The sequence below is a fragment of the Marinobacter alkalisoli genome, assembly GCF_045449855.1.
Taxonomy (GTDB): domain Bacteria; phylum Pseudomonadota; class Gammaproteobacteria; order Pseudomonadales; family Oleiphilaceae; genus Marinobacter.
This window is the reverse complement of the sequence record NZ_JBJJLC010000007.1, coordinates 1-17,589: the sequence shown is the minus strand read 5'-3', so window position 1 is coordinate 17,589 and position 17,589 is coordinate 1. Positions and strand designations below refer to the sequence as shown.

General features: G+C 56.0%; 13 protein-coding genes and 1 tRNA gene. All 14 read right to left on the bottom strand.

What is annotated here, in order from left to right:
- Positions 1–1,197, bottom strand: coding sequence for an elongation factor Tu (tuf, locus tag ACJO5Y_RS04800; protein ID WP_406985291.1), 1,197 nt, complete (start codon positions 1,195–1,197; stop codon positions 1–3).
- A gap of 34 nt (positions 1,198–1,231) precedes the next feature.
- Positions 1,232–3,337 (bottom strand): elongation factor G, encoded by a 2,106-nt coding sequence (fusA, locus tag ACJO5Y_RS04795; RefSeq protein ID WP_406985290.1) that lies wholly within the window; start codon positions 3,335–3,337, stop codon positions 1,232–1,234.
- An 18-nt stretch (positions 3,338–3,355) separates the two neighbouring features.
- On the bottom strand, positions 3,356–3,826 hold the full coding sequence (gene rpsG / locus ACJO5Y_RS04790) for a 30S ribosomal protein S7 (RefSeq protein ID WP_250832711.1): 471 nt from the start codon (positions 3,824–3,826) through the stop codon (positions 3,356–3,358).
- 115 nt (positions 3,827–3,941) lie between these two features.
- The gene (gene rpsL / locus ACJO5Y_RS04785; protein ID WP_406985289.1) at positions 3,942–4,316 is read right to left on the bottom strand and encodes a 30S ribosomal protein S12; all 375 of its coding nucleotides are present in this window, start codon (positions 4,314–4,316) and stop codon (positions 3,942–3,944) included.
- A gap of 166 nt (positions 4,317–4,482) precedes the next feature.
- The gene (gene rpoC, locus ACJO5Y_RS04780) at positions 4,483–8,697 is read right to left on the bottom strand and encodes a DNA-directed RNA polymerase subunit beta' (protein WP_406985288.1); all 4,215 of its coding nucleotides are present in this window, start codon (positions 8,695–8,697) and stop codon (positions 4,483–4,485) included.
- Between the two features lie 81 nt (positions 8,698–8,778).
- Entirely contained in the window at positions 8,779–12,855 is a 4,077-nt protein-coding gene (gene rpoB / locus ACJO5Y_RS04775) for a DNA-directed RNA polymerase subunit beta (protein ID WP_406985287.1), read from the bottom strand.
- A 242-nt stretch (positions 12,856–13,097) separates the two neighbouring features.
- Entirely contained in the window at positions 13,098–13,472 is a 375-nt protein-coding gene (gene rplL, locus ACJO5Y_RS04770) for a 50S ribosomal protein L7/L12 (protein ID WP_406985286.1), read from the bottom strand.
- 40 nt (positions 13,473–13,512) lie between these two features.
- On the bottom strand, positions 13,513–14,043 hold the full coding sequence (gene rplJ, locus ACJO5Y_RS04765) for a 50S ribosomal protein L10 (protein ID WP_406985285.1): 531 nt from the start codon (positions 14,041–14,043) through the stop codon (positions 13,513–13,515).
- A gap of 211 nt (positions 14,044–14,254) precedes the next feature.
- Positions 14,255–14,953, bottom strand: coding sequence for a 50S ribosomal protein L1 (gene rplA / locus ACJO5Y_RS04760; protein ID WP_406985284.1), 699 nt, complete (start codon positions 14,951–14,953; stop codon positions 14,255–14,257).
- 1 nt (position 14,954) lies between these two features.
- The gene (rplK, locus tag ACJO5Y_RS04755) at positions 14,955–15,386 is read right to left on the bottom strand and encodes a 50S ribosomal protein L11 (protein ID WP_012139849.1); all 432 of its coding nucleotides are present in this window, start codon (positions 15,384–15,386) and stop codon (positions 14,955–14,957) included.
- A 118-nt stretch (positions 15,387–15,504) separates the two neighbouring features.
- Positions 15,505–16,038 carry a transcription termination/antitermination protein NusG gene (nusG, locus tag ACJO5Y_RS04750; RefSeq protein ID WP_406985283.1) on the bottom strand — a complete coding sequence of 178 codons (534 nt, stop codon included), beginning with the start codon at positions 16,036–16,038 and terminating at the stop codon, positions 15,505–15,507.
- A gap of 12 nt (positions 16,039–16,050) precedes the next feature.
- On the bottom strand, positions 16,051–16,419 hold the full coding sequence (secE, locus tag ACJO5Y_RS04745) for a preprotein translocase subunit SecE (RefSeq protein ID WP_406985282.1): 369 nt from the start codon (positions 16,417–16,419) through the stop codon (positions 16,051–16,053).
- Positions 16,420–16,452: 33 nt separating this feature from the next.
- A tRNA-Trp gene (locus ACJO5Y_RS04740) sits at positions 16,453–16,528 on the bottom strand.
- A 44-nt stretch (positions 16,529–16,572) separates the two neighbouring features.
- Positions 16,573–17,589, bottom strand: a 1,017-nt coding sequence (gene tuf, locus ACJO5Y_RS04735) for an elongation factor Tu (protein ID WP_406985281.1), incomplete at its 5' end; no start/stop codon positions are given.

Genomic DNA, 17,589 nt, shown 5'->3' with positions numbered 1-17,589 from the left:
TTACTCGATGATCTTGGCGACTACGCCGGCACCAACGGTACGGCCACCTTCGCGAATCGCGAAGCGCAGACCATCTTCCATGGCGATCGGAGCAATCAGGGTAACACTCATCTTCACGTTGTCACCCGGCATTACCATTTCCACACCTTCCGGCAGTTCGCAAGAACCGGTTACGTCGGTGGTACGGAAGTAGAACTGCGGACGATAGCCCTTGAAGAACGGCGTATGACGACCACCTTCTTCTTTGGACAGCACGTACACTTCGCACTCAAACTTGGTGTGCGGCTTGATGGAGCCCGGTACACACAGAACCTGACCACGCTCAACGTCGTCACGCTTGGTACCACGCAGCAGAACACCAACGTTCTCACCGGCACGGCCTTCGTCCAGCAGCTTGCGGAACATCTCAACACCGGTACAAGTGGTCTTCACGGTATCTTTGATACCAACGATTTCCACTTCGTCACCCACCTTGATGATGCCACGCTCAACACGACCGGTTACCACAGTACCACGACCGGAGATGGAGAATACGTCCTCAATCGGCATCAGGAACGGCTGATCGATCGCGCGCTCCGGCTCAGGGATGTAGTCGTCCAGGGCTTCTACCAGCTTCTTGACAGCGGTAGTACCCATTTCGTTGTCGTCTTTACCTTCCAGCGCCATCAGCGCGGAACCGGTAATGATCGGCGTGTCGTCGCCCGGGAAGTCGTACTGCTCCAGAAGTTCGCGAACTTCCATCTCAACCAGCTCGAGCAGCTCTTCATCGTCTACCATGTCGGCCTTGTTCAGGAACACGACAATGTACGGTACGCCAACCTGACGAGACAGCAGGATGTGCTCGCGAGTCTGCGGCATGGGGCCGTCAGCTGCGGAACATACCAGGATCGCGCCGTCCATCTGCGCCGCACCAGTGATCATGTTCTTCACATAATCCGCGTGGCCCGGGCAATCTACGTGGGCGTAGTGACGAGTCGGAGAATCGTACTCTACGTGGGAAGTCGCGATGGTGATACCACGCGCCTTCTCTTCCGGTGCGTTGTCGATCTGGTCGAATGCACTGGCAGTACCTGTACCCCAAACTTCGTGACACACACGAGTCAGCGCAGCTGTCAGAGTGGTCTTACCATGGTCAACGTGACCAATGGTGCCTACGTTCAAGTGCGGTTTACTACGGTCAAATTTTTCTTTAGCCACGGTTACACCTCTTCCTGTTTCTTAAGTCCTGGGATCAACCCTTTTTAATGATCGCTTCGGCAATGTTCGAAGGCGCTTCTGAATAACCAGCAAACTCCATCGCGTATGACGCCCGGCCTTGCGTTGCAGAACGCAGGTCAGTGGCATAACCGAACATTTCCGACAACGGAACCTCTGCGCGGATGACCTTGCCGGCAGGACCTTCGTCCATACCCTGGATGACACCACGACGACGGTTAAGGTCGCCAACAACATCACCCATATAGTCTTCCGGGGTCACGACTTCGACTCGCATGATAGGCTCAAGCAGCGCAGGGTTCGCCTCAAGCGCACCCTTCTTCATCGCCATGGAGCCGGCGACCTTGAAGGCCATCTCGTTGGAGTCAACGTCATGGTAGGAACCGTCGTACAGGGTCGCCTTGATACGCAGAAGCGGATAACCGGCCAGACAGCCGTTCTGCATCTGCTCTTCGATACCCTGCTGAACTGCCGGGATGTATTCCTTGGGAACCACACCACCAACAATTTCATTCACGAAGATAAAGTTTTCGCCATCCTCTTCATCCAGCGGCAGCGGCTCCAGCTTCAGCTTGACGTGACCGTACTGACCACGACCACCAGACTGACGTACAAACTTGCCTTCCACATCCACCGGCTTGCGGATGCACTCACGGTAGGCCACCTGCGGCTTACCAATGTTTGCCTCCACCTTGAACTCACGCTTCATACGATCAACGATGATGTCCAGGTGAAGCTCGCCCATACCGGAGATGATGGTCTGACCGGATTCTTCATCAGTGCGAACACGGAAAGAAGGATCTTCCTGAGCCAGCTTACCCAGTGCAACGCCCATCTTTTCCTGATCGGCCTTAGACTTGGGCTCAACGGCCACAGAGATAACCGGCTCCGGGAACTCCATGCGCTCGAGAATAATCTTGTTGTTCTCGTCGCACAGGGTATCACCGGTGGTGACGCTCTTCAGGCCGATCGCCGCCGCGATATCACCAGCAAGTACTTCCTTGATTTCCTGGCGATCCTTGGAGTGCATCTGAACCATACGGCCGACGCGCTCTTTCTTGCCCTTCACTGAGTTGTAAACGGCATTACCAGACTCAAGCTTACCGGAGTAAACACGGAAGAAGGTCAGAGTACCAACAAACGGGTCCGTGGCGATCTTGAATGCAAGCGCGGCAAACGGAGCGTCATCATCCGCCTGACGGGTTTCTTCTGTTCCGTCTTCGTCAACCTCACCACGGATGGCTTTAACCTCATCCGGCGCGGGCAGGAACTCGATAACAGAATCCAGTACCGCCTGAACACCTTTGTTCTTGAACGCGGAACCACAGGTAGCAACAACGATTTCGTTGGCCAGGGTGCGAATACGCAGCCCCTTCTTGATATCCTCGACGGACAACTCACCCTCTTCCAGGTACCTGTCCATCAACTCTTCATTGGCCTCGGCCGCCGCTTCCATCATCTGCTCGCGGTACATGGCGACTTCATCCGCCATTTCTTCGGGAACATCACGCTGGTCATAGGTTGCACCCGCGTCGTCTTCGTTCCAGTAGATCGCCTGGTTACGAATCAGATCCACGATACCCGCGAAGTTATCTTCCGCACCGATCGGCAACTGAACCGGAACAGGCGTTGCACCCAGACGATTCTTGATCTGGTCAACCACGCGCAGGAAGTTGGCACCGGCACGGTCCATCTTGTTGACGAACACCATGCGGGGAACTTCGTACTTGTTGGCCTGACGCCATACGGTTTCGGACTGCGGCTCTACACCGGAAGAACCACAGAACACCACGACCGCACCATCCAGGACACGCAGTGAACGCTCTACCTCGATGGTAAAGTCAACGTGCCCCGGGGTGTCGATGATGTTGATCCGGTGTTCCGGATACTGCTTGTCCATGCCCTGCCAGAAGCAGGTCGTCGCAGCAGAGGTAATGGTAATACCACGCTCCTGCTCCTGCTCCATCCAGTCCATGGTAGCCGCACCATCATGAACCTCACCGATTTTGTGGGAAATACCTGTGTAGAACAGGACCCGCTCGGTGGTTGTGGTTTTGCCCGCATCAACGTGCGCACAAATACCAATGTTTCTGTAACGCTTGATAGGAGTCTTGCGTGCCACTGTATAAACCTCGGCTGATTAGAAACGGAAGTGAGAGAACGCCTTGTTGGCTTCTGCCATGCGGTGTACGTCTTCACGCTTCTTAACAGCGGAGCCCTTGCTGTCAGCGGCGTCAAGAATCTCACCTGCCAGACGCTGCGCCATGGACTTCTCACCGCGCTTCCGTGAAAATTCTACAAGCCAGCGCATGGCCAGCGCGTTCTGACGGGAAGGCCGTACTTCTACGGGCACCTGGTAGGTAGCACCACCCACACGACGGGACTTAACCTCAACCATCGGCTGGATGTTCTCCAGGGCCTTCTCGAACATGTCGATCGGCTCTTCCTTGGACTTGTCGGCAACGATGTCCAGTGCGCCGTAAACAATGCGCTCTGCGACCGATTTCTTACCGCTTTCCATCACGTGGTTGATGAACTTGGCAAGACGTGCACTGCCGAACTTCGGATCCGGGATAATCTCCCGCTTTGCTGCAACTCTTCTTCTAGGCATCGATAAGCCCTTATATATCTAAAAGGTCTTCAGGAACCCCTGAGATAGCAAACTGCTACTCAGCCTTACTCTTACCGTTCTGACAAGCAACGATAAAAGACACCCGTGTGGGACATCAGGACTTGGGTCGTTTAGCACCGTACTTGGAGCGGCCCTGTCTACGGTTCTGCACACCCTGGGTGTCCAGCGTTCCGCGAACAGTGTGATAGCGCACACCCGGAAGGTCCTTTACACGACCGCCTCGGATCAGCACAACACTGTGCTCCTGAAGGTTGTGACCTTCACCACCAATGTATGAGGAAACCTCGTAGCCGTTGGTCAGACGAACACGGCACACTTTACGCAGTGCTGAGTTCGGCTTCTTCGGCGTTGTGGTGTACACACGAGTGCACACACCACGGCGCTGAGGGCAGGCCTGGAGCGCGGGAACATCGCTCTTGGCTACCTTGCGCTTACGAGGCTTACGCACCAACTGATTAATCGTTGCCATGTAAGCAAACTCCAAAAACCATATCAATGAAACTTGCCCCCATAAGCTGGGGGCAAAATTTAAGGGACGCAAGTTTAAGCCTGCGCCCCTGCACAGTCAAGGTGACTGATCTCTTTTTAACCACCCACCGCATAAGTAACTACCGGCGGGTGGTGCGCTTCCCAACTCAGCTTTCGCGGTTGAGCTCAGCACTCAGAGCTTCTTCCACGTCGGCCGCAGTCACGCCCTGCTCTTCCAGGTCACGCTTGCGACGACGCTCATTGTGGTACGCCAGACCGGTACCGGCCGGGATCAGGCGACCAACCACAACGTTTTCCTTCAGGCCGCGCAGGTAATCACGCTTACCGGTGACTGCACCCTCGGTGAGTACCCGGGTGGTTTCCTGGAACGAAGCCGCGGAAATAAACGACTCGGTAGCCAGTGAAGCCTTGGTGATACCCAGCAGCAGACGCTCGAACCGCGCCGGCTCTTTGTCTGCCACGTTGGCACTTTCATTTTCTTCCAGAACGTGGGTAATTTCGACCTGATCACCGGACAGCAGAGTGGTGTCACCTGGATCGGTGATCTCCACCTTGCGCAGCATCTGACGAACGATAACCTCAATATGCTTATCGTTGATGACAACGCCCTGCAGACGGTAAACGTCCTGGATTTCGTTGGTGATGTACTTCGCCAGCTCGACCACACCCAGCAGACGCAATATGTCGTGCGGGTTGGACGGGCCGTCAGAAATCACCTCACCCTTCTCAACGGTTTCACCTTCAAAAACGTTCATCTGACGGTGCTTCGGAATCAGAACCTCGTAGGCATCGCCGTCCTTCGGAGTGATCACCAGGCGCTTCTTGCCCTTGGTTTCCTTGCCGAAGGATACGGTACCGCTGATTTCCGCCAGAATGGACGACTCTTTCGGGCGACGGGCCTCGAACAGGTCGGCAACCCTTGGCAGACCACCGGTGATGTCCCGGGTCTTCGAGCTCTCCTGCGGAATGCGCGCCACTACGTCGCCGAGCTCGATGTTCGCGCCATTGGCCATGGTGACCAGGGCGTTTGCCGGCAGGAAGAAGATAGCGGTACCGCCGCCAGGCAGCTCCACGTCTTCGCCTTTCGCATCCACCAGCTGAATGGCCGGGCGAATGTCCTTGCCAGCAGCCGGACGCTCCTTCGAGTCAATCACTTCCATGGTGGACAGGCCGGTCAATTCGTCGGTCTGGGTACGGACGGTAATACCCTGATCCATGTTGACGAACTTGGCAGTACCACCGGCTTCCGCGATGATCGGGTGCGTGTGTGGATCCCACTTGGCAACCGCGACACCTGCTTCCACGCTGTCACCGTGCTTGACGGACAGAACGGCGCCGTAGGGGAGCTTGTACCACTCGCGCTCACGCCCCTGCTCGTCTGCAACGGCCAGCGCGGAAGAACGCGAAACAACCACCAGGGAACCGTCACTCTTCTCAATGGACTTCAGGTTGTGCAGGCGAACGGTACCACCATGCTTGACCTGAATGTTGTCCACTGCAGACGCCCGGCTCGCAGCACCACCAATGTGGAAGGTACGCATGGTCAGCTGGGTACCCGGCTCACCGATAGACTGGGCAGCGATAACACCAACAGCCTCACCCACATTCACCCGGTGACCACGGGCCAGATCACGGCCGTAGCACTTGGAACAGATGCCATGACGGGTCTCACAGGTAATCGCAGAGCGAACCCAGACTTCGTCAACACCGGCACGCTCGAGCGCTTCCACGGTTTTCTCGTCCAGCAAGGTGCCGGCAGGTACAACCGCGTTGTCCTTGTCAGTCGGCGTGAACGCATCACGCGCTGTGACACGACCCAGTACACGGTCGCCCAGAGGCACGACCACGTCACCGCCCTCGATGTGCGGCGTCATCAGCAGGCCTTCAGAGGTGCCACAGTCTTCCTCGGTCACCACCAGATCCTGCGACACGTCTACCAGACGACGGGTCAGGTAACCGGAGTTCGCGGTCTTCAGGGCGGTATCCGCCAGACCCTTACGGGCACCGTGAGTGGAGATGAAGTACTGCAGTACGTTCAGACCTTCACGGAAGTTCGCGGTGATCGGCGTCTCGATGATGGAGCCATCCGGCTTCGCCATCAGGCCACGCATACCGGCGAGCTGACGAATCTGCGCGGGGGAACCCCGGGCGCCAGAGTCGGCCATCATGTAAACGGAGTTGAACGACTCCTGCATGAGGTCCTCACCGTCTTCACCCTTCACGGCCTTGCCGTCAGGGCCGATTACCTGCTCCTGTGACAGCCGGTCCATCATTGCCTTCGATACTTTATCGTTGGCACGGGACCAGATATCAATCACCTTGTTGTACTTCTCGCCCTGGGTCAGCAGACCGGACGCATACTGGGTCTCGATGTCCTTCACTTCCTCGGAAGCGGCATCCACCAGTTCGTACTTCTCCGGCGGAATCTCGAAATCGTTGAACCCGATGGAGATACCAGACACGGTGGCATAGTGATACCCCATGTACATCAGCTGGTCGGCAAAGATAACGGTATCTTTCAGACCGGCATCCCGGTAACAGGTATTGATCAGGTTGGAGATCGCCTTCTTGACCATCGGCTTGTTAACGATGTCGTAGGACAGACCATCCGGCACGATATCAAACAACAGGGCGCGACCGACTGTGGTATCCACAATCTTGTATTCTTCGACCTTGTCGCCAGCTTCGTTATAGATCACCTCCTTCACGCGCACCTTGACGATGGCCTGAAGGTCAACCTTGCCGGCACCGTAGGCACGATGCGCCTCTTTCACATCGGCGAAGACCATGCCCTCACCCAGGGCGCTCTTGCGCTCACGGGTCATGTAGTACAGCCCCAGAACCACGTCCTGGGACGGCACGATGATCGGCTCGCCGTTGGCCGGTGACAGCACGTTGTTGGTCGACATCATCAACGCACGGGCTTCAAGCTGGGCTTCCAGGGTCAGCGGTACGTGAACCGCCATCTGGTCACCGTCGAAGTCGGCGTTGTAGGCCGCGCACACCAGCGGGTGCAGCTGGATTGCCTTACCTTCGATCAGTACCGGCTCGAACGCCTGAATGCCCAGACGGTGCAGGGTTGGCGCACGGTTCAGCATGATCGGGTGCTCACGGATGACCTCGTCCAGGATATCCCAGACCACGCCTTCCTCGCGCTCGACCATCTTCTTGGCGGCCTTGATGGTAGTCGCCAGGCCACGGTGCTCAAGCTTGGAGAAAATAAACGGCTTGAACAGTTCCAGCGCCATCTTCTTGGGCAGACCGCACTGGTGCAGACGCAGGTAGGGGCCTACCACGATCACCGAACGACCGGAGTAGTCCACCCGCTTACCCAGCAGGTTCTGACGGAAACGGCCCTGCTTACCCTTGATCATGTCAGCCAGGGACTTCAGCGGGCGCTTGTTGGTGCCGGTAATGGCACGGCCACGGCGGCCGTTGTCCAGCAGCGCGTCCACAGCTTCCTGCAGCATACGCTTTTCGTTGCGCACGATGATGTCCGGCGCGTTCAGCTCGAGCAGGCGCTTGAGTCGATTGTTCCGGTTGATCACGCGGCGGTACAGGTCGTTCAGATCCGACGTGGCAAAACGGCCACCGTCCAGCGGCACCAGCGGACGCAGGTCCGGCGGCAGAACCGGCAACACGGTCATGACCATGTCACCCGGCTTGTTGCCGGAGTACAGGAATGCCTCAAGAATCTTCAGGCGCTTGCTGAACTTTTTGATCTTGGTTTCAGAGTTGGTCTGCGGGATCTCTTCACGCAGGGTATCCACCTCTTCCTGAAGATCGATACCTTCCAGCAATTCCTTAACGGCCTCGGCACCCATACGGGCGTCGAACTCGTCACCAAATTCTTCCAGCGCTTCGTAATACTGCTCATCGTTCAGCAGTTGGCCCTTCTCCAGGGTGGTCATACCCGGATCAATGACAATGAAGGACTCGAAGTACAGAACCCGTTCAATATCACGCAGCGTCATGTCCAGCATCAGACCGATGCGGGACGGCAATGACTTCAGGAACCAGATGTGAGCAACCGGGCTGGCCAGCTCGATGTGACCCATGCGCTCACGACGAACACTGGCCAGAGCCACTTCCACGCCGCACTTTTCACAGATCACACCGCGATGCTTCAGGCGCTTGTACTTGCCGCACAGGCACTCGTAATCCTTGATCGGGCCGAAGATCTTGGCACAGAAAAGACCGTCACGCTCCGGCTTGAAGGTACGGTAGTTAATAGTCTCAGGCTTTTTGACTTCGCCAAAAGACCATGACCGAATCATGTCGGGAGATGCCAGCCCGATACGGATGGCATCAAATTCCTTGCTTTGATTCTGGCTCTTGAGAAGATTCAGCAAATCTTTCATCAGTAAAAGCTCCGGATGGCGTTAATCTCGGGCGGGCGCCCAATGGGCTGCCCGCTCACGCTGCCAAAAAAACAATTCGGCTCAGTCGGATTCCAGCTCGATGTCGATACCCAGCGAGCGGATTTCCTTGACAAGAACGTTGAAGGATTCGGGCATGCCCGGCTCCATGCGATGGTCACCATCGACAATGTTCTTGTACATCTTGGTCCGACCGTTTACATCATCAGACTTGACGGTAAGCATTTCCTGCAGCGTATACGCCGCACCGTAGGCTTCCAGGGCCCACACTTCCATCTCACCGAAGCGCTGACCACCGAACTGCGCCTTACCACCCAGCGGCTGCTGGGTAACCAGGCTGTAAGAACCGGTGGAACGAGCATGCATCTTGTCGTCGATCAGGTGGTTCAGCTTGAGAATGTACATGTAGCCAACCGTGATCGGACGATCAAACGCATCGCCGGTACGGCCGTCGTACAGCTTGGTCTGACCTGTGGTATCCAGGCCAGCCAGCTCAAGCATACGCTTGACCTCAGCTTCCTTGGCGCCGTCAAACACTGGCGTCGCCATGGGAACACCCGTCCGCAGGTTGCCGGACATCTCCAGGATCTCCTGGTCACTGAACGAGTCCAGATCCACCTTGGTCACTTCATCAGAGTGGTTGTAGATCTCATCCAGCAACTGACGCAGATCGGCCACTTTGCGCTGCTCGTCCAGCATCTGGCTGATACGCTCGCCCAGACCCTTGGCGGCGGCGCCCAGGTGAGTCTCGAGCACCTGCCCCACGTTCATCCGCGACGGAACACCCAGCGGGTTCAGAACGATATCGACGGTCGTACCATCGTCGTCGTAAGGCATGTCCTCAATCGGCATAACCGCTGAGATAACACCCTTGTTACCGTGACGACCAGCCATCTTGTCACCCGGCTGGATACGCCGTTTGATGGCAAGATAGACCTTGACGATCTTGAGCACGCCCGGAGCCAGGTCATCACCTTGCTGCAGCTTGCCTTTCTTGTCGTCAAAGCGAGCTTCATGCTCCTTCTTGCGGTCTTCCAGGCCCTGCTCGGATTTCTCCAGCAGCTCGTTCAGGGCCTCGTCCTTCATCCGCAGCTTGAACCAGTCATCCCGTGGCAGCTCGGCCAGATAACCCTCGTCGAGTTTGGCGCCCTTCTTCAGCCCCGGACCACTGATCACTTCCTGCCCTTTCAGGGCATTGGTCAGACGCTCGAAGGTGGCACCTTCAACAATGCGGTACTCGTCCTTCAGGTCCTTGCGGTACTGATCCAGCTGTTCTTTCTCGATGGACTGAGCGCGCGAATCCTTTTCGATACCGTCACGGGTGAACACCTGAACGTCAATGACCGTACCACGGGTGCCGGTGGGCACACGGGATGAGGTATCTTTAACGTCAGATGCCTTTTCACCGAAGATGGCCCTCAGCAGCTTCTCCTCCGGAGTAAGCTGGGTTTCGCCCTTCGGCGTCACCTTACCTACCAGGATGTCACCGGGGCCGACCTCCGCACCGATATAGACAATGCCGGATTCGTCCAGCTTGGACAGCGCACTTTCACCAACGTTCGGAATATCCGCGGTGATTTCCTCGCTACCCAGCTTGGTATCACGAGCCACACAGGTCAGTTCCTGGATGTGGATGGTGGTCAGGCGATCTTCCTGCACCACTTTCTCGGAGATGAGGATGGAATCCTCAAAGTTATAGCCATTCCAGGGCATGAATGCGATACGCATGTTCTGGCCCAACGCCAGCTCACCCAGATCAACGGACGGGCCGTCAGCCAGCACATCACCACGGGCAACCACATCGCCCTGACGCACGATTGAGCGCTGGTTAATACAGGTGTTCTGGTTCGAACGGGTGTACTTGGTGAGGTTGTAGATATCCACACCAGCGTCACCGGCTTCGGTTTCCGTGTCATTAACACGAACAACCACACGGGCCGCATCAACACTCTCGATCACGCCACCACGACGGGCTGTCACACAAACGCCGGAGTCCTGAGCCACCGTACGCTCCACACCGGTACCAACCAGTGGCACCTGAGAGCGCAGGGTCGGCACGGCCTGACGCTGCATGTTAGAGCCCATCAGGGCACGGTTGGCGTCGTCGTGTTCCAGGAACGGGATCAATGAAGCCGCAACCGAGACAACCTGGCGCGGAGACACGTCCATGAAGTTAACGTTTTCCGGTGGCGTCACGGTAAATTCGTTCTGGTGACGCACGGTAACCAGCTCATCGCTGAGACGCTTGTTCTCGTCCATCGCAGCACTGGCCTGTGCGATGATGTAGTTGCTCTCTTCGATAGCAGAGAGATACACCACCTCATCAGTTACTTCGCCATCCACAACCTTACGGTACGGACTTTCCAGGAAACCGTAGGAGTTGGAGCGGGCGTAGGTGGCCAGCGAGTTGATCAGACCGATGTTCGGGCCTTCCGGCGTCTCGATGGGGCACACGCGACCGTAGTGGGTCGGGTGTACGTCCCGAACCTCGAAGCCGGCACGCTCACGAGTCAGACCGCCAGGACCAAGAGCCGAGATACGACGCTTGTGGGTCACCTCGGACAGCGGGTTGTTCTGATCCATGAACTGGGACAGCTGACTGGAGCCGAAGAACTCCTTCACAGCGGCCGCCACCGGCTTGGCGTTGATCAGGTCCTGAGGCATCAGACCTTCACTTTCCGCCAGACTCAGACGCTCTCGGACTGCACGTTCAACACGTACCAGGCCAACCCGGAACTGGTTTTCAGCCATCTCGCCCACACAACGGACGCGACGGTTGCCCAGGTTATCGATGTCATCTACCTGACCCTGACCGTTACGGATATCAATCAGCGTCTTGAGGACGTCGATGATGTCTTCGTGGGTCAGCGTACCTTCACCGGTGCTCTCTTCACGGCGCAGACGACGGTTGAGCTTCATACGGCCAACCGCAGACAGATCGTAGCGCTCTTCGGAGAAGAACAGGTTATTGAACAGGTTTTCCGCCGACTCTTTTGTGGGCGGCTCACCCGGGCGCATCATGCGATAAATCTCAACCAGCGCCTCCAGCGGAGAGCGGGTCGGATCGATGCGCAGGGTATCGGACATGAACGGACCGCAGTCCAGATCGTTGGTGTACAGAGTTTCAATCTCTGTCACACCGGCGTCCAGAATCTTGGTAACGACCTCGTCAGTCAGTTCGCTGTTCGCCTCAACCAGCACCTCGCCGGACTTGGTGTCCACCATGTCCTTGGCCAGAACACGGCCATACAGGTACTCAGTCGGTACTTCGAGCTCACTGATGCCGGTCTTTTCCAGCTGCTTGATGTGGCGTGCGGTGATCCGGCGACCTTCCTCAACAATGAGGTTGCCCTCGTTGTCTTTGATATCAAAGGTCGCAATGTCGCCACGCAGACGGCTCGGAACCAGTTCCAGCTTGCACACTTCGGCGCCAACCGCGAACTTACTGGTTTCGAAGAACATCTCCAGCATCTGCTCGGAGTTGTACCCCAGCGCCCGCAGAAGGATGGAGGCCGGCAGCTTGCGGCGACGGTCAATACGAACGAAGACGCAATCTTTCGGATCGAATTCGAAATCGAGCCAGGAGCCACGGTAAGGAATCACCCGTGCTGAATAAAGCAGCTTGCCGGATGAGTGGGTCTTACCCTTGTCGTGATCGAAGAACACACCAGGTGAACGGTGGAGCTGGGAGACGATTACTCGCTCGGTACCATTAATAACAAAGGTACCGTTCTCCGTCATCAGGGGCATTTCGCCCATGTAGACTTCCTGCTCTTTAATGTCCTTGATCGCCTTGTTGGACGATTCCTTATCGTAAATGATAAGGCGGACTTTGACGCGCAGCGGCGCTGCATAGGTTACGCCCCTAAGCTGGCATTCCTTGACATCAAATACCGGCTCGCCGATGCGGTAACTCACGTATTCGAGCGCGGCGTTGCCAGAATAACTGACAATCGGGAATACGGATTTGAATGCTGCGTGAAGACCGGTTTCCCGGCGATCTTCAGGTGCGGCTTCCATTTGGAGGAAGTCCCGGAACGAATCCAGCTGAATAGACAGCAAATAGGGGACGTCCATCACGGAAGGCAATTTACTAAAATCTTTGCGAATCCGCTTTTTCTCAGTGTAGGAGTAAGTCATCTGCATTCCCCAGCTTTAGACCTGATACCTGGTATCAAGAAGCAACCATTGTTCTGCTTCGGGGCCGAATTGCTCGGCATACTGCGCCGTCTTGAACAAGACTCTGGCTGTAGGTTATAGAAACTGACATCAACCTGTAATTGCACACCAGACTCTATAGCATATACAACAGAAAAAGGCCGGTGGCACAAAGCCACCAGCCTATCCATGCTTAATGCACGGTTTCGATCAACAGCCGACTCTTACTTGAGCTCAACAGAAGCGCCTGCTTCCTCAAGCTTCTTCTTGGCTTCTTCAGCGTCGTCTTTGCTCGCAGCTTCCTTAACGGTAGACGGAGCACCGTCAACCATTTCCTTAGCTTCTTTCAGACCCAGGCCGGTCAGTTCACGAACGGCCTTGATAACGTTTACTTTCTTCTCACCAGGACCGGTAAGAACAACGTCAAATTCGGTCTGCTCTTCAACAGCAGCAGCTTCACCAGCGGCAGCCGGAGCAGCAGCTACAGCAGCAGCGGCAGATACACCGAATTTTTCTTCCATTGCTTCAACCAGCGCAACAACGTCCATTACGCTCATTTCAGCAATTGCATTCAAAATGTCTTCGTTAGACAGAGCCATGACTTTCTCCCAAAAATATAAAAAATGGTGTTCAACAGAATCAAGCAGCTTCTTGCTTCTGGTCGCGAACTGCCGCTACAGCACGAGTCACTTTCGAAGGAACTTCGTTCAGTGTACGTGCCAGCTTGGTGATCGGTGCCTGTGTTACAGCAGCCAGCATTGTCAACGCTTCGTGATGCGTTGGCAGCTTGGCCAGGCGATCAATCTGGTCTGCACCCATCAGCTCACCGCCGACGGCCAGGCCCTTGATCTCAAATGCCTCTTTCTCTTTGGCAAAATCCTTCAGCAGGCGCGCTGCCGCGCCCGGATCTTCCATAGAGAATGCCAGAATGGTCGGGCCGACCAGGGCCTCATCGATGCACTCGAACTCAGTACCACGAATCGCGATCTTCGCCAGGTTGTTACGAACAACCTTCAGACGAACGCTTTCGGCACGAGCCTTGGCACGAAGAGCCGTCATATCACCAGAGGTGACACCACGGTAGTCAGCCAGAACCACAGACAGAGCACCACCGGCAGTCTCGTTGACTTCAGCGACGATCGCTTTCTTGTCTTCGAGTCTAATTGCCACTGGATTTCTCCTCGATTTCGCCGGGTGTATCCCGGCAAACCCACAAATACCCCTTACGGGGCTCCTAACGGTGTTTGGGTTCAGAGAGAACGTCTTCACACCGTCTGCGCAGGCGTTGCTTTAACCCTTTCAGTCAGATGACTTCGGGGGCCTGCGGTCTTTGACAGCCTTGGCTTCCGCCCAGACTACAAAGTAACTACCGCTCAGAGGATCAGATGCTCAGACCGCTCTGATCGATAGTCAGGCCAGGACCCATAGTCGAGGAAACGGTGATCTTCTTGAGATACACACCTTTCGCCGACGACGGCTTGGCCTTTTTCAGGTCTGCCACCAGAGCTTCAAGGTTTTCCTTGATGTTCTCGGCAGAGAATTCAACATTACCCAGCGGAGCGTGGATAATACCGTTCTTGTCAGTACGGTAACGAACCTGACCGGCCTTGGCGTTCTTGACCGCAGTCTCGACGTCCGGCGTCACGGTACCAACTTTCGGGTTCGGCATCAGACCACGGGGACCCAGGATCTGGCCCAGCTGCCCCACAACACGCATGGCATCGGGAGTGGCAATAACCACGTCGAAGTCCATGTTGCCTTTCTTAACTTCATCAGCCAGGTCATCCATGCCAACGATGTCAGCACCGGCGGCCGTTGCCTTCTCGGCGTTCGCACCCTGGGTGAACACAGCAACACGAACGGTCTTGCCAGTGCCGTGAGGCAGAACCGTGCTGCTACGTACAACCTGGTCGGATTTACGTGCGTCCACACCCAGGTTAACCGCAACGTCCACGGACTCTTTGAACTTGACGTTCTGACCCAGCTCAACCAACAGCGCAACCGCTTCGTCTACAGAGTAGGCGCGGGTTGCGTCAATTTTTTCGCGGATCAGCTTCTGACGCTTGCTCAGCTTTGCCATGTTACAGGCCCTCCACATTCAGGCCCATACTACGGGCTGTTCCTGCAATGGTACGAACCGCTGCATCCATATCGGCTGCAGTGAGATCCGGCTCTTTGGTTTTGGCAATTTCTTCCAGCTGCTCACGGGTCACGGTACCGACCTTGTCGGTATTCGGACGACCGGAACCGCTCTTGATGCCAGCTGCCTTTTTCAGCAGGACCGGTGCAGGCGGGGTCTTGGTGATGAAGGTAAAGCTGCGGTCACTGTATACAGTAATAACCGTCGGAATCGGCAGGCCCGGCTCCATATCCTGGGTCTGGGCGTTGAACGCCTTGCAGAATTCCATGATATTCACACCGCGCTGACCCAGAGCGGGACCAACGGGGGGGCTCGGGTTGGCCTTACCGGCAGCAACCTGAAGCTTGATATAGGCTTCGATCTTCTTTGCCATGATAGTTCTCCTGTGGGTTCTGACGCCTTTCGGCTCCCCTGTGTTTACAACTGCAAAAAGCAGACACAAAAAGCCCGCGTCGCATTTGCGCGCGAGCTTTTATCTTTCAGGCTGCGACTCAGTCTTTCTCAACCTGCCCAAATTCCAGCTCTACCGGAGTTGAACGGCCGAAGATAAGCACAGCAACCTTGACCCGACTCTTGTCGTAGTCGACTTCCTCAACAACGCCATTGAAGTCCGCGAACGGGCCTTCAACAACGCGTACAACTTCGCCTGGCTCAAACAACGTTTTGGGCTTCGGCTGGTCGGCGCCACTCTCGACGCGACGCAAAATAGCCTCCGCCTCACGCTCAGTGATCGGCGCCGGCTTATCCTTGGTACCACCGATAAACCCGAGCACACGCGGCGTATTTTTCACCAGGTGCCAGGTGGCATCGTCCATTTCCATCTGGACCAACACATAACCGGGATAGAACTTGCGCTCACTCTTGCGCTTCTTCCCGTCACGCATCTCCACGACTTCTTCGGTGGGCACCAGAATGTCACCGAACTGCTCTTCCATGCCGTTAAGAGCCACACGCTCTTTCAGAGTGCGCATTACGTGCTTTTCAAAGCCAGAATACGCATGAACGACGTACCAGCGCTTAGCCATTGCCCACTCCTGTTAACCGATAAATCCGGCGACCAGCCAACTGATCAACGAATCCATTCCCCACAACAACAACGCCACCACCAATACAAAAACCACCACAATAACGGTGGTCTGGATCAGCTCGGGCCGGGTGGGCCATACAACTTTCCGGATCTCAACCCTGGCTTCCTTGAGGAGCGTCGCAAAACGACGACCGCGGTCGGTCTGCAGCGCAACAAAAGCCGCCACCAACGCAAGAGCCACAAGAGCCAGAACACGATACAGCAATGACTCGGCATTAAAATACTGATTTCCCACCACACCGATGGCAATCAGAACAAAAACAACCAGCCACTTCAGGGTATCGAAACGACTGGTTGACTGAACGGCTTTTGACTCCATAGGAATCAGCTTATGTATCCGGATGTTAAAAAATGGCAGGCCAGGAGGGAATCGAACCCCCAACCTGCGGTTTTGGAGACCGCTGCTCTGCCAATTGAGCTACTGGCCTGCACCGAAACAACTCAGTGCAACTACTATCGAGTAACCCGAAGGTTACTCGATGATCTTGGCGACTACGCCGGCACCAACGGTACGGCCACCTTCGCGAATCGCGAAGCGCAGACCATCTTCCATGGCGATCGGAGCAATCAGGGTAACACTCATCTTCACGTTGTCACCCGGCATTACCATTTCCACACCTTCCGGCAGTTCGCAAGAACCGGTTACGTCGGTGGTACGGAAGTAGAACTGCGGACGATAGCCCTTGAAGAACGGCGTATGACGACCACCTTCTTCTTTGGACAGCACGTACACTTCGCACTCAAACTTGGTGTGCGGCTTGATGGAGCCCGGTACACACAGAACCTGACCACGCTCAACGTCGTCACGCTTGGTACCACGCAGCAGAACACCAACGTTCTCACCGGCACGGCCTTCGTCCAGCAGCTTGCGGAACATCTCAACACCGGTACAAGTGGTCTTCACGGTATCTTTGATACCAACGATTTCCACTTCGTCACCCACCTTGATGATGCCACGCTCAACACGACCGGTTACCACAGTACCACGACCGGAGATGGAGAATACGTCCTCAATCGGCATCAGGAACGGCTGATCGATCGCGCGCTCCGGCTCAGGGATGTAGTCGTCCAGGGCTTCTACCAGCTTCTTGACAGCGGTAGTACCCATTTCGTTGTCGTCTTTACCTTCCAGCGCCATCAGCGCGGAACCGGTAATGATCGGCGTGTCGTCGCCCGGGAAGTCGTACTGCTCCAGAAGTTCGCGAACTTCCATCTCAACCAGCTCGAGCAGCTCTTCATCGTCTACCATGTCGGCCTTGTTCAGGAACACGACAATGTACGGTACGCCAACCTGACGAGACAGCAGGATGTGCTCGCGAGTCTGCGGCATGGGGCCGTCAGCTGCGGAACATACCAGGATCGCGCCGTCCATCTGCGCCGCACCAGTGATCATGTTCTTCACATAATCCGCGTGGCCCGGGCAATCTACGTGGGCGTAGTGACGAGTCGGAGAATCGTACTCTACGTGGGAAGTCGCGATGGTGATACC